Here is a 24819-nt window from a genome sequence, read left to right as displayed (position 1 = left end):
ACAATTGCCTAATGATTCGCACCGTTGACCTGCGTGGGCGAGCCCTATCCAAAGCCCAATACAACCTCGAACTGCCTCGCGCCACGCTTAATGTCGCAGAGGCGATGGTGTTGATCCAGCCAATCTTGGATCGAGTAAAAAATGGAACTGAGGCGGACTTAATTGCCTTGGCTCAAGAGTTCGATGGCATTACCCCTGCGAGTATTCGAGTTCCACAGCTCGCACTGAATGAGGCGTTGTCACAGTTAGATCCAGCAATTAGAGCCGCTTTAGAGTTGTCGATTGAAAGAGTAAAGAAAGTTCATAACGATCAAGTGCGTTCTGAAAAGACAACGACTGTTGTAGATGGCGGCACTGTTACTGAAAAGTGGGTTCCAGTTGATCGAGTAGGACTCTACGTTCCTGGTGGGCGCGCTGTTTATCCCAGCAGTGTGATGATGAATGTTATTCCCGCACAGATTGCACATGTTCAATCAATTGCTGTGGCATCTCCTCCACAAAAGGAGTTTGGTGGATTGCCACACCCAACAATTCTGGCAACTTGCGCGCTCCTTGGAATCACAGAGGTATATGCAGTCGGGGGAGCCCAAGCGATTGCACTGTTTGCATATGGCATGGATGGCGTGAGCAAAAAGTGTGACCTTGTCACAGGACCTGGAAATATTTATGTGGCAGCAGCCAAACGTGCATTGCGTGGAATCGTTGGTATTGATTCTGAAGCAGGACCAACCGAGATTGCAATCCTGGCTGATTCATCGGCATTAGCAGCAGATGTTGCCGCTGATTTAATTAGCCAAGCAGAACATGATGTGATTGCCGCTGCAGTATTGGTTACCGATTCTCCTGAATTGGCAAAAGATGTTGAAGCAGAATTAAAGGTGAGAGTCGAGGAAACAAAGCACTCAGATCGAATTAAGACAGCACTAGCTGGAGTCCAATCAGCGATAGTTCTAGTTGATGACATCAATCAAGGTCTTGATGTGGTCAATGCATATGCTGCTGAGCACCTTGAAATACAAACACGCAACGCACGCAGTGATGCTGCAAAGATTCGTAACGCTGGGGCTGTCTTTATTGGTCGCTTTTCGCCGGTCTCACTTGGTGATTATTCGGCTGGCTCGAATCACGTGCTACCAACTGGAGGATGTGCCTGCCACTCAAGTGGCTTATCTGTGCAGACTTTTCTACGAGGGTTGCACTTCATCGAGTATGGCCAAGAGGCATTTACGCAAGTAATCGATACCGTTGTCACACTTGCCAACGCGGAAGATCTACCTGCACATGGTCAAGCAATGACGGCCAGGTTGGAGAACTTGTAATGAGCTGGCCTAACTGGTTGCCGTTACGTGAAACGTTGCGCCCAATGTCACCATATGGTGCGCCGCAAGTTCCTGCACAAGCATCACTCAATACAAACGAGAATCCATATCCACCTACACCTGCTTTGCAAAAAGCGATAGCTGAGGCTGTCGCACAGGTTGCCGCTAACTTAAATCGTTACCCAGATCGTGATGCAACGGTGTTGCGCACAAAACTAGCAAACTACATCAATGAGTTAAGTGGGACTGATTTTGCCGCAGAAAATGTTTGGGCGGCAAATGGCAGTAATGAAATCATTCAATCGATTTTCTTAGCATTTGCTGGGGGATCAGTTCTTGGATTTACACCTTCTTATTCAATGCACCCACTGATTGCCAAAGTAACTGGCGCTGCGTGGATCGATGGCAAGCGAAATGCTGACTTTTCCTTAAATACTTCAGATGCTGTGTCAGAGATTCTGAGGAACCAACCGACCTTAACTTTTATTACTACGCCTAATAATCCAACGGGTGGTGCGGTAACAATTGATGAGATTCAGGAGTTGGCAGATGCTTGTAAGACAGTTGGGGGATTGCTTGTAGTTGATGAGGCCTATGCAGAATTTTCACAAGAAAAATCAGCAGTTACCTTAATTGCCGATAATCCTCATGTGCTTGTGATTCGTACGATGAGTAAAGCATTTGCATTTGCTGGAGCTCGTGTTGGCTACTTAGTTAGTGATGCGGCAGTTAAAGATGCGATGATGATTGTGCGCCTGCCGTATCACCTTAGCTCCCTGACGCAGGCTGCTGCAGAAGTTGCGATCGATCACCATGCAGAGTTATTGGCTGGAGTGTCTGTTCTCATCGAATCTCGAGCCACAGTTGTGCAGGCACTTCACGAAATGGGTCTGACAACTATTCCAAGCAGTGCTAACTTCGTTTTATTCACGGGTTTCAAGCAGGATGCGCCACAACTATGGGCGGCCTTGCTAGAAAAGGGTGTTCTGATTAGAGATGTGGGATTATCAGGGTACTTAAGAGTCACAATTGGCAATGAAGCCGAGAACACATTGTTTGTATCAGCCCTCAAAGAACTCATTTAAAGGAGAAAGCCATGAGAACAGCGCGCGTTGAAAGAAAGACCAAGGAGTCACACGTACTCGTTGAACTCAATCTCGATGGCCAAGGCGTAATCAATGTAGATACAGGCGTTCCCTTCTTTGACCACATGATGTCTCAACTGGGCAAGCACTCTGGATTTGATTTAACTGTAAAGACAACTGGTGATGTTGATGTTGATTCTCACCACACAGTAGAAGACACGTCTCTTGCTTTTGGCCAGGCTCTTCGTGAAGCACTCGGTGATAAGGCTGGCATTCGACGCTTTGGTGATTCAATGGTTCCTTTAGATGAGGTTCTAGTACAAGCCGCGGTAGATCTATCTGGTCGTCCATATTTAGTGCACCGTCAACCAGAAATCGTTGAGCTCATCGGAACTTTTGATACAACACTGGGCAAGCACATCTGGGAATCAATTGTTGCCGAGGCGCGTATTGCGCTCCACATTCGTGTTCTAGAGGGACGCAATGCTCACCACGTATTTGAAGCACAGTTTAAAGCTGTTGCTCGCGCTCTGCGCGATGCAGTGTCATTAGATGGCAGAGTCGCAGGAATTCCATCAACTAAAGGATCTCTTTGATAGCAATTCTTGACTACGGATCTGGAAATCTACGATCTGCAGAACGCGCCTTTGCAACGGCCGGGAAAGATGTCGTTGTTACATCTGATCCCACTGTCGCACTTGAAGCAGAAGGATTAGTAGTTCCGGGTGTCGGTGCGTTTGCAGCATGTATGAATGGTTTAAATGCTGTGGATGGTGGTGCAATTGTGCGTGAGCGTTTAGCAAAAGAGCGCCCAACTCTGGGTATCTGTATTGGCATGCAAATCATGTTTTCTCAGGGCACAGAACATTCCCATGGGACCCCACATGCAGGAATCGGAATTTGGCAAGGAACTGTTTCACAATTGGAAGCACCTATATTGCCTCACATGGGCTGGAACACAGTTGAAGCTGCAACAACATCAACATTGTTTGCTGGTGTTGAAGGTGAATCCTTTTACTTTGTTCATTCTTATGCTGCAAAGAAAGCTGTTGGAACTAATCAGGCATGGAGCACGCATGGGGAGAAATTCTTAGCAGCAGTCGAGGATGGCTACATCAGTGCAACGCAGTTTCATCCAGAAAAGTCTGGTGCAGCGGGGTTAGCTCTGATTAAGAATTGGGTGGATTCACTATGAGTTACTTGAAGTTATTGCCTGCTGTAGATGTGAAAGATGGCAGGGCAGTTCGTTTAGTCCAAGGTGAACTTGATAAAGAGAGTATTTATGGAGCCCCTTTAGATGTTGCACTTGAATTTCAAGCAGCAGGTGCTGAATGGCTACACCTTGTTGATTTAGATGCTGCATTTGGTCGTGGTGAGAACTCAGCATTACTTGCAGAGGTAGTTGGAAAACTTGATATCAAGGTGGAGCTGTCTGGCGGAATTCGTGATGATGAATCCTTGAAGCGCGCACTTGCTACTGGATGCAGAAGAGTCAATCTAGGAACGGCTGCACTTGAAGATCCAGAGTGGACCGCTCGAGTAATTGCGGAGTATGGAGATCGAATTGCTGTTGGATTAGATGTTCGGGGCCACACACTTGCAGCCCGTGGATGGACAAAAGAGGGCGGGGATCTTTTCGAAACTTTGGCACGTCTAGATCGCGATGGATGTGCACGTTATGTTGTTACAGATGTTGCTAAAGATGGAACATTGGCTGGACCAAATATTGAATTATTGAAATCAGTCTGTGCTGCAACTTCAAGGCCTGTAATTGCAAGCGGAGGAATTTCCTCCCTCGATGACATTGCTGTTCTTGCTGCACTAGTTAGCACGGGCGTTGAAGGAGCTATCGTGGGCAAAGCCTTATATGCAGGCAAGTTCACTTTGGAAGAAGCGCTCAGGGTTAGCGGCAAATGACACTTTCTGTGCGAATCATTCCTTGTCTTGATGTTACTGACGGGCGGGTTGTAAAAGGTGTCAACTTCACAGACTTGGTTGATGCTGGCGATCCAGTTGAAATGGCATCGCTGTATAACTCTGAAGGCGCAGATGAACTAACATTTTTAGATATCTCTGCAAGTGTTGCCGGACGTGAGACAACTCTTGATGTTGTTCGGCGCACCGCAGAGCAGGTTTTCATTCCCTTAACTGTTGGTGGAGGTATTCGAAGTGTCGAAGATGTTGATCGATTACTTCGTGCAGGTGCCGATAAGGTTTCGATTAATACCTCAGCAATTGCTCGTCCAGAATTGATAGCTGAGATTGCAGATCGTTTCGGCTCGCAAGTTTTGGTGATTTCAGTTGATGCACGTCGGGCCAATACTGAATCAGGATTTGAAGTAACAACTCATGGTGGCCGGGAAAGTACTGGCCTGGACGCTCTTGCATGGGTGGAAAAAGCCTGTGCTTTAGGAGTTGGTGAAATCCTGCTCAACTCGATGGATGCAGATGGAACGCGGGCTGGTTATGACATCGGGATGATTACAGCAGTTCGCGCCGTCTCAAAGGTTCCTTTGATTGCTAGTGGGGGTGCTGGGAGTCTTGAAGATTTCTCGGCTGCCTTGGATGCTGGGGCAGATGCCTTGCTGGCAGCAAGTGTGTTCCATTTTGGTATTCATCGCATTGGTGCCGTGAAGTCATACCTCGGTAAGCACAATTATCCAGTGCGCGCCGTCGCTGCTCGTTAAGGCAGAATAAGCACATGATGACAATTGATCCTCAGGTAGCGGCGATGCTTCAGGATCCCGCGGCATTGATTCCGGCAATTGTTCAAGATGCTTCAAGCAATGAAGTGCTCATGCTTGCCTATATGAATGCTGAGTCCTTGTCGCTGACCCTTTCAACTGGCAAAGCTACATATTGGAGCCGAAGTCGCAATGAACTGTGGGTAAAGGGTGCAACCTCTGGACATTTTCAGGAAGTTCACTCTGTAACTTTAGATTGTGACGCAGATGCACTACTTATTAAGGTTACGCAGACAGGCGTTGCATGCCATACGGGGGAGCGCACCTGCTTTCATAATCCACTCGAGTTTGGCAACTAAATGAATCTTGATGAGTTTCGTTCTTACGCAAAGGTCTCAAATGTCATCCCTGTTTCGAGGAGACTGCTGGCAGATGGCGAGACCCCACTTGGTCTTTACAGAAAATTAGCCAAGAGTGCTGACAATACTTTTCTACTTGAATCAGCTGAGCATGGTGGTACTTGGTCACGCTATTCATTTATTGGCGTGAGAAGTGAAGCGACACTGAGTGAAAAAGATGGAGTTGCCTATTGGCAGGGAACTGCCCCAGCAGGTGCACCAACTGGAATTGATCCGCTGGAAGCATTGCGCTTATCTGCTTCACATTTGAAGTCGCCCAAGATTGCGGGTTTGCCGCCATTAACTGGTGGCTTAGTTGGATTTATGGGTTATGACGTTGTTCGTCGTCTGGAACGATTACCAGAGTTAACAACAAAAGACATCCCATTGCCAGAACTCTCATTTTTGCTTACAAGTGACTTGGCTGTGTTAGATCACAGCGATGGAACCATCACGTTGATTGCAAATGCGATTAATTGGGATGGTAGCGATGATCGCATCGATGAGGCATATCAGTCGTGTCTGCAACGCTTAGATCGCATGCAAGCCGATCTTGCTACTCCATTATCAGGTGAGGCTACCGAGATTCCAGATTTCTCTTTACCTGATTACGTAGGCAATATTTCCGGTGAGCAATTCAAGGAGAACATTTTAAAAGTTAAGGAAGAAATCCTTGCAGGTGAAGCATTTCAAGTGGTTCTCTCTCAACGTTTTGCGATGCCTTGTCAGGCAGATGCAATAGATGTTTATCGGATGTTGCGACTTAATAATCCTTCGCCATATATGTATTTATTCCGGTTCACAGATGGAATCGAAATCGTAGGTTCAAGTCCTGAAGCTTTGGTTAAGGTCAATCAAGAAGATGTCATGATCCACCCAATCGCAGGGACACGGAAGCGATCTTCTAATCCAGAAGAGGATCATCGATTGGGCGAAGAGTTGTTGGCTGATCCAAAGGAGCGAGCAGAGCATTTAATGCTGGTTGATTTAGGTCGAAATGATTTAGGTCGAGTGTGTGCGCCAGGAACGGTAGAAGTAGTCGACTTCATGCACATAGAGAGATATTCACATGTAATGCATATCGTTTCGACGGTTGTTGGAAAACTTGCCAAGAAGGCCACACCAGTTGACGCACTCTTCTCAGTTTTCCCAGCCGGAACATTGTCGGGTGCTCCAAAACCTCGAGCCATGGAAATCATTGAAGAGTTAGAAACCACTCGCCGTGGCCTGTACGGAGGCATTGTGGGTTACATTGATTTCGCAGGAAACATCGACACCTGTATTGCAATTCGCACAGCGTTATTGTTTCAGGGGACTGCCTATGTGCAGGCTGGTGCCGGAGTTGTTGCAGATTCAGATCCCGAATCTGAAAATCAAGAATGTCGGAATAAAGCTGCCGCTGTTCTAACCGCGGTGCATGCGGCAAATCGCTTGGGTCAAAACCATGAGTGATTTATTACCCGTAGGCATTTCAGCATTTTTTGTAATTGTGATTGTTTTGCTGATTACAAGAAAGTTTAAGATTTCATCTCGTTATGAACGTGCACCGCGCGAACTAAATTCGTGGTCAGCACTAGATAAGGGGATAGACCCAACAGAGGATCAAAAACTGTGAGCGTATTAGATTCAATTATTGAAGGCGTGCGTGAGGATCTAGCAGCAAGACGCTTGCCGATGTCCCAGCTACTTGAGGCCCTTGAGGTTGTTCCTCCAGTGAGGGATTGCTTAGCAACATTGATGACAGAGGAGATTTCCGTCATCGCAGAAGTAAAGAGATCTTCACCAAGCAAGGGTGCTCTTGCACCAATTGTGGACCCTGCAGGACTTGCAGCAAGTTATGCCGAAGCAGGCGCAGCAGTAATAAGTGTTTTGACTGAGCAACGTAGATTTGGTGGAACTTTGGCAGATCTTGACTTAGTTCGAAGTTCAGTTGAGCTACCGATATTGCGAAAAGATTTCATGATTGATGAGTACCAATTTTATGAAGCTAGAGCACATGGGGCTGATGTAATTTTGTTGATTGTTGCAGCACTCAGTAAAAATCAACTAGATGACTATTTTCAGCTCTCGAAAGAACTAGGAATGAGAGCTCTCATTGAAGTTCACACTCCAAGTGAATTAGAAAGCGCGCTCTCAATTTCCCCTGAGATTGTTGGTGTTAACTCTCGCAATTTGAAAACACTGGAAGTAGATACTCGAGCATTTGCACAGCTAATTCCACAGATTCCTTCTTCAATTGCTCGGGTTGCAGAATCAGGAATCTCATCGCGCGCAGATGTTGAGTTTGCCCATGAGCATGGAGCAACAGCGATACTGGTGGGAGAGGCTTTAGTCCGCTCAGGAAATCCAAATGTTGCGATGGGACAGTTGCTCGGTAGGCTTGCCCAATGATTATTGATGGACATTTCGGTGAGTATGGCGGGCGTTTTGTCCCTGAAGCTCTCATCGGTGCCCTGGAAGAGTTAGAAACAGCTCACGCAGCCTCCCAAGAAGATCCATCATTCATCGCAGAACTTTCAGAACTTCACCGAACCTATACGGGTCGCCCAAGCATCATCACAGAGGCCAAGAGATTTGGGGAGCATGCAGGCGGTGCACGAATATTTCTTAAGCGTGAAGATTTAAATCACACTGGAAGCCACAAAATCAACAATGTTTTAGGTCAAGCACTCTTAACAAAACGCATGGGTAAAAAGCGAATCATCGCTGAAACTGGAGCAGGTCAGCACGGAGTTGCATCTGCAACGGCGGCTGCATTGATGGGCCTTGAGTGTGTTGTGTATATGGGCGAAGAAGACACGCGCCGCCAAGCACTCAATGTTGCACGCATGAAGTTACTTGGCGCAGAAGTTGTGCCTGTTACATCTGGTTCAAAAACATTAAAGGATGCAATTAACGAAGCAATGCGTGATTGGGTTACTAACGTTGCCGATACTCATTACATGCTCGGTACAGTGGCTGGTCCGCATCCATTCCCCAGTATGGTTCGCGATTTTCATAAAATCATTGGTATCGAGGCACGGGAACAGATGTTGGCACTTACTGGCAAACTTCCTGATGCAGTGCTTGCTTGTGTTGGCGGCGGATCAAATGCAATTGGAATCTTCAACGCATTTATTCCGGATGCAAATGTTCGATTGATCGGATTAGAAGCCGGGGGAGATGGTGTTGAAACTGGACGCCATGCAGCAACAATTACTGGCGGCACTCCAGGCGTGTTACACGGAACTCGTTCCTATGTCTTGCAAGATGAGAACGGGCAGACAGTAGAGTCACATTCAATTTCAGCAGGTCTTGATTATCCTGGCGTTGGTCCTGAGCATGCCTATCTCCATGACATTGGTCGTGCTGAGTACCGCGCAATTAACGATGATGCGGCTATGGCTGCTTTTGAGTTGCTGTGTAAGACAGAAGGAATCATTCCTGCAATTGAAACTGCTCACGCATTGGCAGGGGCACTTGTTATTGGGAAAGAAATTGGGCCAGATGCACATCTCTTGATTAATTTGTCTGGTCGTGGAGACAAAGATGTTCAAACCGCGGCAGAGTATTTTGGAATACCGCTCTAATGACTCAACTAGATCAAGTAATGGCAAAGGTTCGCCAAGAAAATCGCGCAGCTTTGATTGCCTATATTCCTGCAGGCTTTCCCTCACAGACAGGATGCGCCAAAGCAATACAAGTCTTGGCAGATGCTGGAGTTGATGCCATTGAAATTGGTTTTCCATACAGCGATCCAGTGATGGATGGCCCTGTGATTCAAGAGGCAGCTGATGTTTCCATAAAGGCAGGCACGAAAGCAGCAGATGTTTTTGCAGCTCTAAAGGTGGCAGCTGATACTGGAGTTGCTGCAGTAGTTATGACTTACTGGAATCCGATAGCAAAGTATGGTGTTGAGAAGTTTGCACAGTCCATTGCTGACAATGGAGGATCAGGTGTTATCACCCCTGATCTAACAATTGAAGAGTCTGATGAATGGATTGCAGCCACTGAAAAGAGCGGAATAAATCCCATTTATGTCGTTGCTCCCAGTACTAGTAATGAGCGTTTGAAGAATGTGACAGCCAAAACAGGTGGATTTGTTTATGCAGCGAGCATGATGGGCGTGACCGGGAGTAGGGATGCGGTTTCCTCAACTGCCAATGAATTGGTGTCACGGGTTCGCACAGTCACCGAACTTCCAATATCTGTAGGCCTTGGAGTTTCAACTCGTGAGCAGGCCAAGTCGCTAGCAGCTTATGCAGATGGTGTAATTGTTGGTTCAGCATTTATTAAGTTATTACTAGATGCGCCATCTGAACAAGCAGGACTTGATGCAATTTCTCACTTGGCTAAAGAGTTAGCGTTAGGAGTTCGGGAGGGACGATGAGAAAACTAAATGATCGGTTTCAGCCAGTTGTGACGTTATTGGCCCGACTTATCCTAGGTGGGGTGTTACTTGCTGCTGGCGGGTTAAAGGTATTCAAGCCAACTGATTCAGCAAATGCAGTTGCTGCTTATAAATTGATGCCAACAGAACTTGCGCATTTAATTGGTTATGCCTTGCCCTGGCTCGAGGTCGCTATTGGTCTACTTTTGATTGTTGGATTTATGGTTCGCCCAGCAGCTGTTCTTAGTGGCTTGATCATGATCGTCTTTATCGGCGCTATCGCTTCAGTCTGGGCCCGCGGAATGCTGATTGATTGTGGCTGCTTTGGTGGCGGTGGGGAGATCGACCCATCTTTGGCCTCTGAGGTCCGTATGAACTATTTCATTGAAATCATGCGCGATTTAGGTTTGGCCCTAGCCGCCCTTTATCTATACTTTTTCCCGTATGGAAAGTTATCCATTGAAAAAGCAGCACCTTCGACAAAGGAGTAAGAATGGCTAAGCAGCAAGTCAAGAGCGGTGACAACGTAACTCGCTGGATCGTGATTGCGATGGTTTTGTTGGTTGTTGCATCAGGTGTCTTTTTTTCAATGATTAGTCAAAATAACAAGGAAAATGAATCTCTTGCTGCCCTTGATGGTTTCGAGTCAAAGGGTGCAATTACCTCCACAATTGATGTGGAAAGTGGATCTGCAATTACCTTTAATCCAGGTTTAGCTAAAATTGTTGATGTTTGGGAAGATCCTCAATGCCCTGCCTGTAAATCTTTTGAAGAGGTAAGTGGCGAGTATATTGATGTTTTAGTTCGTGAGAAGAAAGCTACAGTTCGATTCCACGTTCTTTCATTCTTGGGTGATGAGTCAGTGCGCGCGGCTAATGCGTCATTTTGTGCTGCAGATGAAGGCCAATATTTAGATTTCCACAAGGCTTTGTATCGGGTTCAATCACCATTGGAAAACTCTGGTTTTTGGAGCAATGAAACTTTGATAGCCATTGGAAAAAAAGTTGGAATAACTTCAGAAAAATTCGCTACGTGCGTGACTGATGGCCAGAAGGTCAACCTTGTGCAAGCAAATTCCGAATCAATGTCTAAATATGGAGTTCAGGGAACTCCAACAGTTTTCATTGACGGAATCAAGGTCTCAGACCCTAGTCCAGATGGATTACGCGCTCTTATTGAAGGCAACTAGAAGTTGTTGATCGCATTTCCAACGCCAACGCAATCGGCATTGGAAATCGGTCCTGTAACAATTCACTACTACGCACTCTGCATCATCACTGGAATCACAATAGCCATATGGTTGGGCGATAGAAGGTTTCGCGCGGCAACTCCACTTGGCAAAGGCGTTGTCTCTGAAGTTGCCATCACTGCTGTTCCAGCTGGTGTGATTGGTGGTCGTATTTACCATGTTATTTCCTCACCGGCTGAATACTTTGGTTCAAACGGAAATCCATTAGATGCGTTAAAAATTTGGCAAGGTGGATTAGGGATATGGGGTGCTATATCTCTAGGGCTATTGGGTGCGTATATTCGATATCGGATGCTGGCAAAACAAGTAGAGCTCCCATCTTTTGCGGTATTTATTGATGCCTTAGCCCCTGGAATCTTATTTGCTCAAGCTATTGGCAGATTTGGTAATTGGTTTAATGGGGAGTTGTTTGGACGTCCTTTGGATACTTGGTGGGCGCTAGAAGTTCCCGCTAGATATCGCCCCGCTGGCTACAGCCAATTTGAATCATTTCATCCGACATTTTTGTATGAAGCGATCTGGTGTGTTGTTGTTGCAGTTATCTTGATCAAATTTGGCAAGGGACTAAAGTCTGGACAGGTTTTTGCCGCATACGTATTTGCATATTGCGTGGGCAGATTCTTCATAGAACTCATCCGCATAGATTCTGCAAATACGATCGCTGGCTTGCGTGTGAATGTGTGGGTGAGCGTGATTGTCGGTATTGGCGCTGCGCTCATTTTCGCTCGTGGCTCAAGAAAGAATGCATAGCCTTCAGGTAGGCTAATTAAATGGCACTTGAAGAGGTTCACAAGCGAAACCTAGAACACCGCACTCATCGTGCTGGTTGGCTGCGCGCTGCTGTCCTTGGTGCAAATGATGGTTTGGTCTCAACCGCATCGCTAATGGTGGGTGTGGCAGCAGCAGGAAAAAATGATTTTCTTGTAACGGCCGGAATCGCTGGAATTACCGCAGGTGCTATGTCAATGGCAGTGGGTGAATATGTTTCTGTGCGCTCACAAAATGATGTGGAAGCATCTGATCGCCTCTTGGAGATTGAACATCTTGCAGCAGATCCAGATGGTGAACTGCAGGAGCTACAACATATTTATATCAATCGTGGACTAACTCCTGCACTTGCACTACAGGTTGCTTTAGAGATGCACCGCAAAGATCCACTAGAGGCACACCTAAGAGATGAGCTTGGCCAACATCCACACACTAAGGCCAGACCAGTTCAGGCCGCGATCGCATCCGCAATTGCTTTCACTAGTGGTGGGTTGATCCCATTTGCAGGCGCTTTTGCTCCAACCCTAGACACCAAAGTGTGGAGCATTGTTGCCTTCACCTTGGGAGGCTTAGTTCTGACCGGCGTTGTCAGTGCCAAGATTTCGGGGTCAAAAGTTTTGGCACCGACCGTGCGGGTCTTGATCGGTGGATGCTTGGGTATGGCGATTACCGCTGGAATTGGTCAACTAGCCAATATTTCAGGCATCTAATTAGCCCATTCTGAGCCTTCTCTTTTACCTACTTGTTGCTACGCTTTCGCACTAAGCACGCTCGGGCCAAGGATGTCCCTCCACACTCAGGATCATCCCGTAGGAGCATCGCGCATGGCACTTGCATCCAACTATCCACAAGCACAAGGGCTCTATAACCCTGCCCAAGAACATGATGCTTGTGGTGTTGCGATGGTTGCCACCCTTAACAAAATTCCAACTCATGAGATTGTTGCCAAAGCATTAACAGCACTACGCAACATGGAACACCGTGGGGCGTCAGGGGCTGAACCAGACAGTGGTGATGGTGCAGGAATCTTAATTCGCATCCCAGATGCCTATTTTCAGGCTGTAGTTGATTTCAAACTTCCTGCAGCTAATGCATATGCAACAGGTATTGCATTTGTGGCTCAAGGGGCAGATGTAAAGAGTGACATCGCAAAAATAGCCGAACAAGAGGGATTAGTTGTTCTTGGCTGGCGCGAAGTTCCGATTAATTCCAGTTCACTAGGTAAGACCGCTCTTTCAGTGATGCCTGATTTTCAGCAGTTGTTTATTGCAGGCAAGAATGGCGAGACTGGAATTGCATTAGATCGCCTTGCCTTTTGTTTGCGAAAGCGGGCTGAGCACGCACTTGATCTGTATTTCCCTTCGCTGTCCTCCCAAACAATTGTCTATAAAGGAATGCTTACAACGGGGCAGTTAGAAGAGTTTTTCCCTGAACTATCTGATGAGCGAGTAGTTTCGCCTCTTGCATTAGTTCACTCTCGTTTTTCAACCAACACTTTTCCTTCCTGGCCCCTTGCTCACCCTTATCGTTTTATTGCCCACAATGGTGAAATCAATACAGTCAAAGGAAATCGCAATTGGATGCGCGCTCGCGAATCTTTACTTGCTAGTGATGTTATTCCTGGTGACTTGAAACGTTTATTCCCAATTGTGGAGATGTCAGGCTCAGACTCTGCATCTTTTGATGAAGTTCTAGAACTTTTGTATTTAGGTGGACGATCACTGCCGCATGCAGTGTTGATGATGATTCCTGAAGCTTGGGAAAACCACGCATCGATGCCGCAGAACCGAAGAGACTTCTATGCATTCCACGCTTCGATGATGGAGCCATGGGATGGCCCAGCCTGCGTGACCTTTACCGATGGCCATCAAGTAGGTGCGGTTTTAGACCGAAATGGTTTGCGCCCTTCACGATACTGGGTAACAAAAGATGGACTAGTAGTCCTTGCATCTGAAGTTGGCGTGCTTGATATTCCAGCTGAAAACATTGAACGTAAAGGTCGCTTGCAGCCTGGAAAAATGTTCTTAGTAGACATTGAAGCAGGTCGAATTATTGAAGATGGCGAAATTAAAGATGGATTGGCAAATGCGGCCCCCTATAAAGAGTGGCTGCATGCCGGAATGGTCAAGCTCAGTGATCTTCCATCTCGTGAGCACATCGTCTATCCACACTCATCTGTTGTTAGACGCCAGCGCGCCTTTGGATATACCGAAGAAGAACTTCGCATTCTTGTTACACCAATGGCAAAGAGTGGCATGGAAGCACTTGGATCAATGGGAACCGATACTCCTATTGCGGCATTGTCAGAAAAGCCACGTTTAATCTTTGATTATTTCTCACAATTATTTGCACAGGTAACAAATCCTCCTTTGGATGCAATTCGCGAAGAACTAGTGACAAGTCTTGGCACCTCTATGGGGCCAGAACATAACTTGCTTGATCCAGGCCCTAGTAGTTGTCGTCAGATCTCATTGGCATTTCCTGTCATTGACAATGATGAGCTCGCTAAAATTATTCACGTTAATGCAGATGGAGATTATCCAGGTCTTAGCGCACATGTGATTCGCGGCCTGTTCAGTATTGCCGATGGGGGAGACTCATTGCGAGATCGCCTCAATGAGATTAAGGCAGAAGTATCGCAAGCGATCAATGATGGTGCTCGTATTATTGTTCTATCTGATCGTGACGGCGATGCCGAGAATGCTCCCATTCCATCTCTGCTTCTTACATCTGCCGTGCACCATCACTTGATTCGCGAAAAAACTCGCACCAAGGTTGGACTTGTCGTTGAAGCAGGTGATGTGCGAGAGGTTCACCATGTTGCACTTCTGATTGGTTACGGCGCTGCATGTGTTAATCCATACCTTGCAATGGAATCTGCAGAAGATTTAGTGCTACAAGGCGTCATCTCTGGGATCACCCCAGAAAAGGCTGTTAAGAACCTCATCAAGAGTCTTGGTAAAGGCGTGCTTAAGGTGATGTCCAAGATGGGTATTAGCACAATTGCTTCCTACACCGGAGCGCAAGTTTTTGAAGCTATTGGTCTTTCACAAGAAGTTGTCGATGAATATTTCGTGGGAACAACTTCACGACTTGGTGGTGTTTCACTCGACATCATTGCTCAAGAGACTATCGCTCGACACCATGTTGCATATCCGCCTGGGGGAGAAGTTCCTGGGACAAAGCGCCTTCCAATAGGCGGGGAGTATCAGTGGCGTCGCGAGGGTGAACCACACTTGTTTGATCCCCAGACTGTCTTTACCTTGCAGCACTCAACTCGCAATAAGCGTTATGACATCTTTAAGCGTTATACCGATCGCGTGAATGAGCAAAGCACCCGTTTGATGACCCTTCGCGGTTTATTCCAATTCAAAGATGGCGTGAACCCACCTATTCCAATTGAAGAAGTTGAATCAATAAGTGAGATCATCAAGCGCTTTTCTACAGGCGCTATGTCATATGGATCTGTTTCAGCGGAAGTTCACGAAACTTTAGCGATAGCGATGAACCGCCTTGGTGGAAAATCAAACACTGGTGAAGGTGGCGAAGAGCCAGAGCGTTATCTGCCGATGGCTAATGGAGATTCAAAGCGATCTGCAATTAAGCAGGTTGCATCTGGACGTTTTGGTGTTAACAGTAACTACCTGGTTAACAGTGATGATATTCAAATCAAAATTGCGCAGGGTGCAAAACCTGGTGAAGGCGGGCAACTTCCCGGCAACAAGGTTTATCCATGGATTGCAAAGGCCCGTTACTCAACGCCAGGAGTTGGGTTGATCTCACCTCCACCGCATCACGATATTTATTCCATTGAAGATTTAGCTCAATTGATTCATGATCTAAAAAATGCAAACAAGAATGCACGAGTTCATGTGAAGCTTGTGGCAGAAGTGGGTGTTGGAACAGTTGCAGCCGGAGTTTCTAAGGCGCATGCCGATGTTGTCCTTATTTCAGGCCATGACGGCGGAACTGGCGCATCTCCGCTCACATCTCTTAAGCATGCAGGCGCACCATGGGAGTTGGGCCTTGCTGAAACACAGCAAACATTGCTCCTTAACGGACTTCGGGATCGTATTGTTGTTCAGACAGATGGTCAGTTAAAGACAGGCCGCGATGTTGTTATTGCTGCACTCTTAGGTGCTGAAGAGTTTGGTTTTGCAACTGCTCCACTAGTTGTTTCTGGTTGCATCATGATGCGCGTGTGCCATTTAGACACCTGCCCAGTGGGCGTTGCAACGCAAAACCCAGAACTTCGAAAGAACTTCACTGGCAAACCTGAATTTGTGGAGACCTTCTTTGAATACATTGCAGAAGAAGTTCGAGAGATCTTGGCTCAACTTGGTTTCCGCACCCTTCTTGAGGCGGTCGGTCATGTTGAATTCTTAGACACACGAAAGGCTGTTGACCACTGGAAGGCGGCAGGCTTAAACCTAGAGCCACTCTTGGTGCGTCCAGATGTGGATAGTCCTTTGCACAGCACCATCAAGCAAGATCATGGCTTAGATGCTGCTCTTGATAACACATTGATTGAGCTTTCAAAGGCAGCGCTACAAAAGAGTGAAGCGGTAAAAATCGACCTGCCTGTCCGAAATGTTAATCGCACGGTGGGAACAATGCTGGGTGCTGAAATCACTCGCAAGTTTGGTGCAGAGGGACTTCCAGAAGGAACAATCGATGTGACGCTACATGGTTCTGCTGGACAATCATTGGGTGCATTCATTCCTAAAGGCCTAACGCTTCGCTTATATGGTGATTCCAATGATTATGTTGGCAAGGGAATATCTGGAGGTCGCATTGTCGTGCGTCCCGATGAAAAAGCATCATTTACTTCACATGAGAATGTAATTGCTGGAAACGTTATTGGCTATGGAGCAACAGCCGGAGAGATCTTTATTCGTGGTGTTGTTGGAGAGCGCTTCTGTGTTCGAAACTCTGGGGCGTTAGCAATTGTTGAAGGAATCGGTGATCACGGCTGCGAGTACATGACCGGAGGAACGGTCGTAGTGCTAGGTCGTACTGGTCGAAACTTTGCAGCTGGCATGTCAGGTGGCCGCGCATTTGTTTTGGATCTGGATTCGGCCAACGTCAATACCGACATGGTCGATGTCTTAGCTGTTCCAGAAGATCAGAAAGAGATTCTTAAGGCTCATATTTCTTCATACTATGCAGAGACCGGATCTGAGATAGCTTCTATGTTGTTGAAGGATTGGCAGAAGAGTATTGGCAAGATTTCATTAATCATGCCTCGTGATTATGCGCGTGTGCTTGCTGCAATGGAAAGAGCTGTGCGTGAAGGATTACCAGCAGATGCACTAGTGATGGAGGTTGCCGCTAATGGCTGATCCAAAGGGATTTATGACAACTCCACGCGAAGTTCCAACTCGCAGACCAGTGGATGTTCGCATTCAAGACTGGCGCGAAGTATATGAGCCACAAAGTTTTGAACACTTACAAAAGCAGGCTGGACGCTGCATGGATTGCGGAATTCCTTTCTGCCATAACGGCTGCCCACTTGGCAACTTGATTCCAGAGTGGAATGACTTGATTTGGCGGGGCGATAAAGAGGAAGCGATTGCGCGCTTACATGCAACCAATAACTTCCCAGAGTTCACTGGCCGTCTGTGTCCAGCACCATGTGAAACAGCATGTGTTGTTGCAATTAATCGCGATGCGGTAACAATCAAGCAGGTTGAGCTGCGCACCATTGAAGAGGCGTTTGATGCGGGCAATGTGAAGCCTATGGCACCTGATCGCCTAACTGGCAAGACTGTGGCTGTCATAGGTTCTGGGCCAGCAGGACTTGCTGCAGCGCAGCAGTTAACCCGAGCCGGACACACAGTTGCCGTTTATGATCGAGCAGACAAAATAGGCGGGCTGCTTCGTTATGGAATTCCTGAATTCAAAATGGAAAAGCACATTCTTGATCGTCGCTTAGAGCAAATGGAAAAAGAGGGCACTCGTTTTCGCCCAGGTGTTGATGTTGGAATGGAGTTGACGGGCTCTGATTTGCGAAAGAAATATGATGCAATTGTGTTGGCAGTTGGTGCGACGCAGTGGCGCGATCTTCCAATTAAAGGTCGTGAGTACAAAGGTATTTACCAAGCAATGGAGTTCTTGCCGTGGGGAAACAAACAAGCACTTGGCGAAATAGAAACTTCTCCAATTAACGTTAACGGCAAGCATGTTGTCATCTTGGGTGGGGGAGACACGGGCGCAGATTGCCTGGGAACTTCAACTCGTCAAGGCGCTGCAAGTGTTACTCAACTTGAAATCATGCCACGTCCAACAGAAGAGCGTCCCTCTGGACAACCTTGGCCTACTTACCCAATGATTTATAGAGTCTCTAGTGCGCACGAAGAGAGTGATAATCGCATGTTTGCGGTGAGCACCGAAGAGTTCTTAGGTGATGAGAATGGAAATCTTCGCGCAATTAAAATAGTCGAGACAGAGTTTAAAGATGGAAAATTCTCTCCGGTGCCCGGAACAGAGAAAGAGATTAAGTGCGATTTTGTCTTCTTGGCTATGGGCTTTACTGGGCCAGAAAAATCGCCTTTACTCACTCAGCTTGAAGTTGAATTAGATGAACGTGGCAATATTAAGCGCGATAAGAGTTTCCAATCATCCGAGGAAGGCATTTTTGTGGCAGGTGATGCTGGGCGTGGTCAATCACTGATTGTGTGGGCAATAGCTGAAGGACGAAGCACAGCGGCTGAAGTTGATAGATATCTCACTGGACGCACGCAACTTCCAGTGCCGATTGCGCCAACTGACCGCCCACTGATGGTTTAAGGTAACGTCATGCGTAGAGCGAAAATAGTGTGCACGATGGGCCCAGCAGTTGAATCTCCTGAGAAAGTTAAGGAGCTCATTGAAGCGGGCATGAATATGGCTCGCCTGAACCTTTCACATGGTGGCTATGAGGAGCATCAAACTCGTTTAGATCGAGTGCGGGCTGCGGCAAAAGAGGCTGGTAAGCCGGTTGCAATCCTTGTTGACTTACAAGGACCAAAGATTCGTCTTGCACGTTTTGCTAATGGTCCACATGATTTAGAGCGTGGCGATATTTTCACAATCACAACAGATGAAGTAGAAGGCACCAAAGAGCGTGTTGGAACTACCTACAAGGGTTTACCTGGAGACTGCAAGCCAGGAGATCGCATTCTCATTGATGATGGAAAGGTAACCGTCGAAGTTGTTGAAGTTAAAGGCAACGATGTAGTTACAAAAGTTATTCAGCCAGGTGCAGTGAGTAATAGCAAGGGTATTAATCTTCCAGGAGTTGCAGTCTCTGTTCCGGCTCTTTCTGAAAAAGATAAAGAAGATCTACGTTGGGGTATGAAAGCTGGTGCAGATTTTATTGCGCTTTCCTTTGTCAGAAACGCTGCTGACATTAAAGATGTCCACGCAATCATGGATGAAATTGGTTTCCGGATTCCGGTAATTGCAAAAATTGAAAAGCCGCAAGCGGTCGTTAACCTAGAAGAAATTGTCGCAGCTTTTGATGGCATCATGGTGGCCCGTGGCGATCTCGGAGTAGAAATGCCAATTGAGGAAGTTCCACTAGTCCAAAAGCGCTGTATTGAATTAGCCCGTGAAGCGGCAAAGCCTGTCATCGTTGCTACCCAGATGCTTGATTCGATGATTACAAACTCGTCACCGACCAGAGCCGAAGCAACAGATTGTGCCAACGCTGTACTAGATGGCGCAGATGCTTTGATGCTTTCGGGTGAGACATCTGTAGGTGCTTTTGCAATCGAAGCGGTTGCAACAATGGCTCGCATTATTGCTCGCACAGAAGAAGGTGGATTTGAGATGATCCGCGCGTTGCGAACAACCCCAAAGACAAAAGGTGGCGCTATTACTCGCGCAGCGGCTGAAGTAGGCGCAATTGTTGGTGCTAAGTACTTGGTGACCTTTACGCAATCAGGAGACTCTGCGCGCAGAATGGCGCGTCTTCGTTCACCAATTCCAATTGTTGCTTTCACTCCAGAAGTTGGTACTTATAACCGCCTTGCCTTGTCGTGGGGTGTTGAACCAGAGGTAACCCCAATGGTTAAGCACACCGATGAGATGGTCAAGCAAGCCGATACCTTGTTAATTGAATCTGGCCGTGCTCACATCGGCGAAAATGTAGTCATTGTTGCAGGATCTCCTCCGGGAATTCCTGGCTCAACGAACGCGATGCGTGTTCACGTTGTAGGAGATGCAGTTGGTGGAGTAGTAGCGGCATACCGCTAAGATTGCTCCATCAAATGCCTCGGTACTCCAACGGTAGAGAGGGCAGTCTCAAACACTGCATAGTGTCGGTTCGAATCCGACTCGGGGCACACTAGAAACATCCTCTATGGATGTACTTCGACTTACGAAGGGATCACCTGAAAATGAGCGTGAGAATTCTCGTTGCCGAAGATGAAGCGTTAATTCGCATGGACCTTGTCGAAATGTTGCAAGGTGCCGGCTATGAGGTTGTCGCTCAAGCCACCAATGGGCAAGAGGCAATTGATCTTGCAACTGAACACAGACCTGACCTTGCAATTCTTGATGTGAAGATGCCAATTCTTGATGGAATTTCTGCTGCTGAAAAAATCATTGAGATTGCACCCGTTTTGATGTTGACTGCTTTTTCTCAAAAGGAGCTAGTTGATCGGGCACGTGATGCAGGTGTCATGGCATATGTGGTTAAGCCATTTACTATTGGAGATCTCATGCCGGCTATTGAGATTGCAATTAGTCGACACCTTCAGATGAAATCTTTAGCTGCTGAGGTAGCAGATCTGCATGATCGACTTGAAACACGAAAATTGATTGATCGAGCCAAGGGCATCTTGATGAAAGCTCTTAATCTCTCTGAGCCAGAGGCGTTCTCTTGGATTCAAAGAGCGGCTATGGATCGTCGGCTTTCAATGAAGGATGTGGCAGAGGCGGTCATCAACCCCAACGCAGTGCCCGATAAGTAGCCTTTAGATAAATCCCAATACTTGAGATAGGTCGCCGCGTTCGATTCAAGGTAAATGACGATATTGCCCCCAAACTCCCTTGCAAAAAAGTATTTACCTTTCCAAGAAGGCTAGTTATGCTTCGAGGAACCTTTTTGAAGATCATCTAGATATCTTTGAAATAGGAACTACTAAAGGAGAAAACATGCAGAAATTCAACAAGGCAACCCTTTTGGTTGCTACTGCTGTTGCCAGCTTAGTTCTTGCTGGTTGCAGTGGAGGAGGAACAGCTTCTGGTCCTCTGAAGATTGGTTCGTTATTGCCGGAGACAGGCAGCCTTGCATTCCTTGGGCCACCAGAGTTTGCAGGAGTTGATCTAGCTGTTGCTGATATCAACGCTGCAGGTGGAGTTCTTGGACAAGATATTGAGCACATTCGCGGCGACTCAGGAGATACAAGTACTGATATCGCACAGCAGACTGCTGACTCACATATCGCAGCAGGCGTAAGTGCAATTGTTGGTGCAGCATCATCTGGCGTTTCATTCACAGTAATCGACAAGATTGCTGGAGCTGGAATTGTCCACTTCTCACCAGCTAACACATCACCAGATTTCACAAACTATGCAGATGACGGTTACTACTTCCGTTCAGCACCTTCAGATACTTTCCAGGGAGCAGTTCTTGGACAGTTGATGGCTAAGGAAGGCGCTAAGAACGTTGTAATCCTTAACCTTGATGATGCATACGGAAACGGTCTTGCTAAGTACGCAATGGCTGCATTCACCGGAACATCAACAAACATTGTTTACAACCCACAGGCTTCAGACTTCTCAGCTGATGTTGCAAAGGCAAAGGCTGCAAAGCCAGATGCAATTGCGATTATCGGTTTTGATGAGACAGCAAAGATTTTCACTGAGCTTATCAAGCAGGGAATCGGACCTAACAAGGTTAAGACATACCTAGTAGATGGAAACCTTTCAAGCGGTGCTTACAAGGATCTACCTGCAGGAATCATGAAGGGCGTTAAGGGAACTCTTCCTGGCGTATTAGCTGGCGGAGACCTTCAGGCGCGTCTACTTGGAGTAGATCCAAACCTAACTGATTACTCATACGCTGCTGAGTCATACGACGCAGTTATCTTGATTGCACTTGCTGCAGAGCAGGGTAAAGCAACGGATGGAAAGACAATCCGCGACAACCTCGTCTCTGTTTCAAAGGGTGGCACAAAGTGCACAACCTTTGCTGATTGCAAGGCGTTGATCGCAAAGGGCGAGGACATCGACTATGACGGTGTATCTGGTCCAATCGAGTTCGCTGATAATGGCGATCCTTCATACGCAACAATGGGTGTGTATGTTTACGAAGCTAACGACAAGTACGTAGCACTTCCAGCAGAGTTCATCTCTGGTGATGTGCCAGCGGGCGAGTAACTAGCACAATAAGTAGTAAGAATGGCCCGTCGGTTATCCGGCGGGCCATTCTTATGTCTAAATATTTTTAAGTGAATTTATTTCTTTGCTAGCGTGCCGAGGTAGAGTTCAATGACCTTAGGATCAGTAGATAGAGACTTACCTGTTCCTTCGTAAGCATTCTTTCCTTGATCCAAGACATAACCACGATCAACAATTTGTAAACATCTACGGGCATTTTGCTCCACCATAATCACAGTCACGCCGATTTTGTTAATTTCACGAACGCGAACAAAAACTTCATCTTGTAATGCAGGGGAGAGGCCGGCACTTGGTTCATCTAAAAGCAAAACAGATGGTTCCATCATTAATGCTCGTCCCATAGCAACCATTTGACGTTCGCCACCTGAGAGAGAACCTGCTCGTTGCTTGCGACGAGTTCCAAGGGTTGGAAAAAGGTCGGTTACAAAATCAAAGCGTTCGGAGAATTGACGGGGTGACTGGAATGCACCCATCTGAAGATTTTCTTCAATAGTCAATGATGGGAAAACGTTGTTGCTTTGGGGAACAAAGCCAATGCCTCTTGCTACTAATTGATCTGCTCTTAAGTTAGTGATCTCTTCACCAGATAAGGTGACTTTACCTTCACGAACTTTAACCAGTCCAAACAGGGCCTTAAGCAGGGTTGATTTTCCTGCTCCATTAGGACCAATGATGCCTACGAGTTCGCCCTTATTGGCATAGAGATTGCAACCATTGAGAATATTGATGCCTGGTAGGTAACCTGCGACTAGATCATTTGCAGAAACTAATGGTGAATTTGTAGTTGAGTCCATGAGCTATGCCTCCTCACTTGATAGATCGGCATTATGATGGGCGCCTAGGTAGGCCTCAATCACTTGAGCATTTCCCATGACAGTTGATGGTGTTCCTTCAGCGATGATCTCTCCTTGGGCCATAACAATTACCCAATCACTTATCTCATGAACCATGTCCATGTCATGTTCAACGAAAAGCACGGTCTTGCCCTCATTGCGCAACTCTTTAATGTGCTCTAGGAGTGATTGCTTGAGCGCAGGGTTCACGCCAGCCATCGGTTCATCAAGCATCACCATTTCAGGTTCGACCATCAGAGCTCTCGCCATCTCAAGAAGTTTTCTTTGGCCACCTGAAAGGGCAGCGGCAAAATCATCTTGCTTGTCAATGAGTTTAAAGTTCTTAAGAATTGATACCGCTTTTACTCGGATAGCTTCCTCTTGTGCGCGCCAAATCCAAGGGAATACAGACAAGAGAACTGATTCGCCCTTTTGTTGCTTTGCGCCAAGTAACATGTTTTCAAGAACTGTTAGACGGTAGAGAGCTTTAGTTAATTGGAAAGTTCTTACCATTCCAAGGCGAGCTACTTTATGTGGCGGAATTCCATTGAGAGCCTTGCCGTTAAAACTCCAGGTTCCAGAGTTGGGTGAGTCATACCCGGTGAGGAGATTGAAAAAAGTAGTCTTGCCCGCGCCATTAGGACCGATAAGGGCGGTGATAGAGCCGCGCTGGATTTCAAGATGGTTAACGTTTACCGCTGTTAAACCACCAAACTGACGAACAATGTTGTCAGCAACCAAAATTGGGTCCGGTTTAGAAGATCCTGGTGTTTGGGCAGAGGTTAAGGCAAAGCCTGCGCCGGAGTTATGCTCTTGCATCAAGTGCCAACTCCTTCTTGTCGCCGAAAATACCTTGTGGTCTAAAGATCATCAGCAGCATAAGCCCTAGGCCCATGAGCATGAATCGAATTTGTCCAACCTGATTGACTCCAATGAGCCAGTCTGGAATTAAGTTTGAGGTAACGCCTGCTCGAAGGATTTGTTCAATGAACACAATCAAGAACCAGAAAATCATGGCACCGACTATTGGTGCAAAGACACGGGCTGCGCCACCCAAAATCAGGACTGTGTAGGCAAAGAAAGTTAGCGCTGTTCCATAGTTATCAGGTTGAACTGACTGTCGTGAAAGGGCGTATACAAAGCCTGCAATAGATCCAATAGCTCCACCGATGATCAATGATTGCATTTTGTATAGATAGACATTCTTACCGAGAGAGCGAACAGCATCTTCATCCTCGCGAATGGCGCGCATAACGCGACCCCACGGGGAGTTGACCATAATCCACATGATGAAGGTAATGATTGCTACAAGAATCCAGCCAGTAATTACCACCCATAGGTCATTGCCATTAAAGCGAAGAATTGGTGTTGTCAGGCCACCCTTAAATGGATTCAGGTCAAAAAATTCTTTTCCGAATTTTCCGGTAATTCCATCAGAACCACCTAGAGAGCTATTGAAGGTTGCTGAGCGAGCAACTTGTCGAACAATCTCTGCAAATGCGATTGTTACGATCGCCAAATAGTCTGCCCGTAATCTCAAGGTCGGCACACCAAGCAGCAGAGCGAACACTATTGAATTGAAAATGCCGATTAAGAAAGCAACCCATAGAGATAACCCAAAGGAGATAACAGGAACGGCAACACTGTAAGCACCGATAGCCAGGAAGCCGGCCTGACCAAAGTTAAGTAGTCCGGTATAGCCAAAGTGCATATTCAAGCCGATTG

24 protein-coding genes and 1 tRNA gene are annotated in these 24819 nt (G+C 46.8%); 22 read left to right on the top strand and 3 right to left on the bottom strand.

Annotated elements, in window-relative coordinates:
* Positions 1 to 11 precede the first annotated feature (11 nt).
* The 22 genes from hisD to AC9UH7_RS00020 all read left to right on the top strand — a co-directional run bounded on the left by hisD (position 12) and on the right by AC9UH7_RS00020 (position 22240).
* Complete coding sequence (gene hisD / locus AC9UH7_RS00125) at positions 12 to 1319, top strand: histidinol dehydrogenase (RefSeq protein ID WP_509593430.1); 1308 nt, start codon at positions 12 to 14, stop codon at positions 1317 to 1319.
* Positions 1319 to 2404 (top strand): histidinol-phosphate transaminase, encoded by a 1086-nt coding sequence (locus AC9UH7_RS00120; RefSeq protein ID WP_509593427.1) that lies wholly within the window; start codon positions 1319 to 1321, stop codon positions 2402 to 2404. Before hisD ends, AC9UH7_RS00120 begins: the two co-directional genes overlap by 1 nt.
* A gap of 11 nt (positions 2405 to 2415) precedes the next feature.
* Positions 2416 to 3000, top strand: coding sequence for an imidazoleglycerol-phosphate dehydratase HisB (gene hisB / locus AC9UH7_RS00115; RefSeq protein ID WP_509593424.1), 585 nt, complete (start codon positions 2416 to 2418; stop codon positions 2998 to 3000).
* Positions 2997 to 3599, top strand: coding sequence for an imidazole glycerol phosphate synthase subunit HisH (gene hisH, locus AC9UH7_RS00110; protein WP_509593421.1), 603 nt, complete (start codon positions 2997 to 2999; stop codon positions 3597 to 3599). The genes hisB and hisH overlap by 4 nt, the downstream gene beginning before the upstream one ends.
* Positions 3596 to 4321, top strand: coding sequence for a bifunctional 1-(5-phosphoribosyl)-5-((5-phosphoribosylamino)methylideneamino)imidazole-4-carboxamide isomerase/phosphoribosylanthranilate isomerase PriA (gene priA, locus AC9UH7_RS00105; RefSeq protein WP_509593419.1), 726 nt, complete (start codon positions 3596 to 3598; stop codon positions 4319 to 4321). The genes hisH and priA overlap by 4 nt, the downstream gene beginning before the upstream one ends.
* Positions 4318 to 5091: an imidazole glycerol phosphate synthase subunit HisF gene (gene hisF, locus AC9UH7_RS00100; protein ID WP_509593416.1), complete on the top strand. Its 774-nt coding sequence runs from the start codon at positions 4318 to 4320 to the stop codon at positions 5089 to 5091. Before priA ends, hisF begins: the two co-directional genes overlap by 4 nt.
* Positions 5092 to 5108: 17 nt before the next feature.
* Complete coding sequence (hisI, locus tag AC9UH7_RS00095; RefSeq protein ID WP_509593619.1) at positions 5109 to 5447, top strand: phosphoribosyl-AMP cyclohydrolase; 339 nt, start codon at positions 5109 to 5111, stop codon at positions 5445 to 5447.
* Positions 5448 to 6938 carry an anthranilate synthase component I gene (locus tag AC9UH7_RS00090; protein WP_509593414.1) on the top strand — a complete coding sequence of 497 codons (1491 nt, stop codon included), beginning with the start codon at positions 5448 to 5450 and terminating at the stop codon, positions 6936 to 6938.
* Positions 6931 to 7101, top strand: coding sequence for a hypothetical protein (locus AC9UH7_RS00085; protein WP_509593411.1), 171 nt, complete (start codon positions 6931 to 6933; stop codon positions 7099 to 7101). The genes AC9UH7_RS00090 and AC9UH7_RS00085 overlap by 8 nt, the downstream gene beginning before the upstream one ends.
* Positions 7098 to 7877 carry an indole-3-glycerol phosphate synthase TrpC gene (gene trpC, locus AC9UH7_RS00080; protein WP_509593409.1) on the top strand — a complete coding sequence of 260 codons (780 nt, stop codon included), beginning with the start codon at positions 7098 to 7100 and terminating at the stop codon, positions 7875 to 7877. The genes AC9UH7_RS00085 and trpC overlap by 4 nt, the downstream gene beginning before the upstream one ends.
* Positions 7874 to 9055 (top strand): tryptophan synthase subunit beta, encoded by a 1182-nt coding sequence (gene trpB, locus AC9UH7_RS00075; RefSeq protein WP_509593407.1) that lies wholly within the window; start codon positions 7874 to 7876, stop codon positions 9053 to 9055. Before trpC ends, trpB begins: the two co-directional genes overlap by 4 nt.
* Positions 9055 to 9855, top strand: coding sequence for a tryptophan synthase subunit alpha (trpA, locus tag AC9UH7_RS00070; RefSeq protein ID WP_509593404.1), 801 nt, complete (start codon positions 9055 to 9057; stop codon positions 9853 to 9855). Before trpB ends, trpA begins: the two co-directional genes overlap by 1 nt.
* Positions 9852 to 10346 (top strand): DoxX family protein, encoded by a 495-nt coding sequence (locus AC9UH7_RS00065; protein ID WP_509593401.1) that lies wholly within the window; start codon positions 9852 to 9854, stop codon positions 10344 to 10346. Before trpA ends, AC9UH7_RS00065 begins: the two co-directional genes overlap by 4 nt.
* Positions 10347 to 10348: 2 nt before the next feature.
* A complete protein-coding gene (locus AC9UH7_RS00060; RefSeq protein ID WP_509593398.1) occupies positions 10349 to 11044 on the top strand; it encodes a DsbA family protein in 696 nt (231 codons plus the stop codon).
* A gap of 6 nt (positions 11045 to 11050) precedes the next feature.
* On the top strand, positions 11051 to 11854 hold the full coding sequence (gene lgt, locus AC9UH7_RS00055) for a prolipoprotein diacylglyceryl transferase (protein ID WP_509593395.1): 804 nt from the start codon (positions 11051 to 11053) through the stop codon (positions 11852 to 11854).
* Between the two features lie 20 nt (positions 11855 to 11874).
* On the top strand, positions 11875 to 12582 hold the full coding sequence (locus AC9UH7_RS00050) for a VIT1/CCC1 transporter family protein (RefSeq protein WP_509593392.1): 708 nt from the start codon (positions 11875 to 11877) through the stop codon (positions 12580 to 12582).
* Positions 12583 to 12696: 114 nt separating this feature from the next.
* A complete protein-coding gene (gene gltB / locus AC9UH7_RS00045) occupies positions 12697 to 17214 on the top strand; it encodes a glutamate synthase large subunit (RefSeq protein ID WP_509593389.1) in 4518 nt (1505 codons plus the stop codon).
* Complete coding sequence (locus AC9UH7_RS00040) at positions 17207 to 18661, top strand: glutamate synthase subunit beta (RefSeq protein WP_509593386.1); 1455 nt, start codon at positions 17207 to 17209, stop codon at positions 18659 to 18661. The genes gltB and AC9UH7_RS00040 overlap by 8 nt, the downstream gene beginning before the upstream one ends.
* Before the next feature lie 9 nt (positions 18662 to 18670).
* Positions 18671 to 20110, top strand: coding sequence for a pyruvate kinase (gene pyk, locus AC9UH7_RS00035; protein ID WP_509593383.1), 1440 nt, complete (start codon positions 18671 to 18673; stop codon positions 20108 to 20110).
* A gap of 16 nt (positions 20111 to 20126) precedes the next feature.
* Positions 20127 to 20199 (top strand) — tRNA-Leu (locus tag AC9UH7_RS00030).
* Positions 20200 to 20253: 54 nt separating this feature from the next.
* Positions 20254 to 20829: an ANTAR domain-containing response regulator gene (locus tag AC9UH7_RS00025; RefSeq protein WP_509593380.1), complete on the top strand. Its 576-nt coding sequence runs from the start codon at positions 20254 to 20256 to the stop codon at positions 20827 to 20829.
* Positions 20830 to 21013: 184 nt separating this feature from the next.
* On the top strand, positions 21014 to 22240 hold the full coding sequence (locus AC9UH7_RS00020) for an ABC transporter substrate-binding protein (protein WP_509593378.1): 1227 nt from the start codon (positions 21014 to 21016) through the stop codon (positions 22238 to 22240).
* A gap of 77 nt (positions 22241 to 22317) precedes the next feature.
* Here AC9UH7_RS00020 and AC9UH7_RS00015 read toward each other — a convergent pair whose 3' ends face one another.
* From AC9UH7_RS00015 to AC9UH7_RS00005, 3 genes are all read right to left on the bottom strand, one after another.
* On the bottom strand, positions 22318 to 23055 hold the full coding sequence (locus tag AC9UH7_RS00015; RefSeq protein ID WP_509593375.1) for an ABC transporter ATP-binding protein: 738 nt from the start codon (positions 23053 to 23055) through the stop codon (positions 22318 to 22320).
* A gap of 3 nt (positions 23056 to 23058) precedes the next feature.
* Complete coding sequence (locus AC9UH7_RS00010; protein ID WP_509593372.1) at positions 23059 to 23913, bottom strand: ABC transporter ATP-binding protein; 855 nt, start codon at positions 23911 to 23913, stop codon at positions 23059 to 23061.
* Positions 23900 to 24819: branched-chain amino acid ABC transporter permease (locus tag AC9UH7_RS00005; protein WP_509593369.1), on the bottom strand; the 920-nt coding region annotated here is incomplete at its 5' end. The genes AC9UH7_RS00010 and AC9UH7_RS00005, both read right to left, overlap by 14 nt.

The organism is Candidatus Planktophila sp. (assembly GCF_044348745.1).
Taxonomy (GTDB): domain Bacteria; phylum Actinomycetota; class Actinomycetes; order Nanopelagicales; family Nanopelagicaceae; genus Planktophila.
The sequence above is the reverse complement of the archived record's forward strand: the minus strand, read 5'-3'. Positions and strand labels throughout refer to the sequence as shown.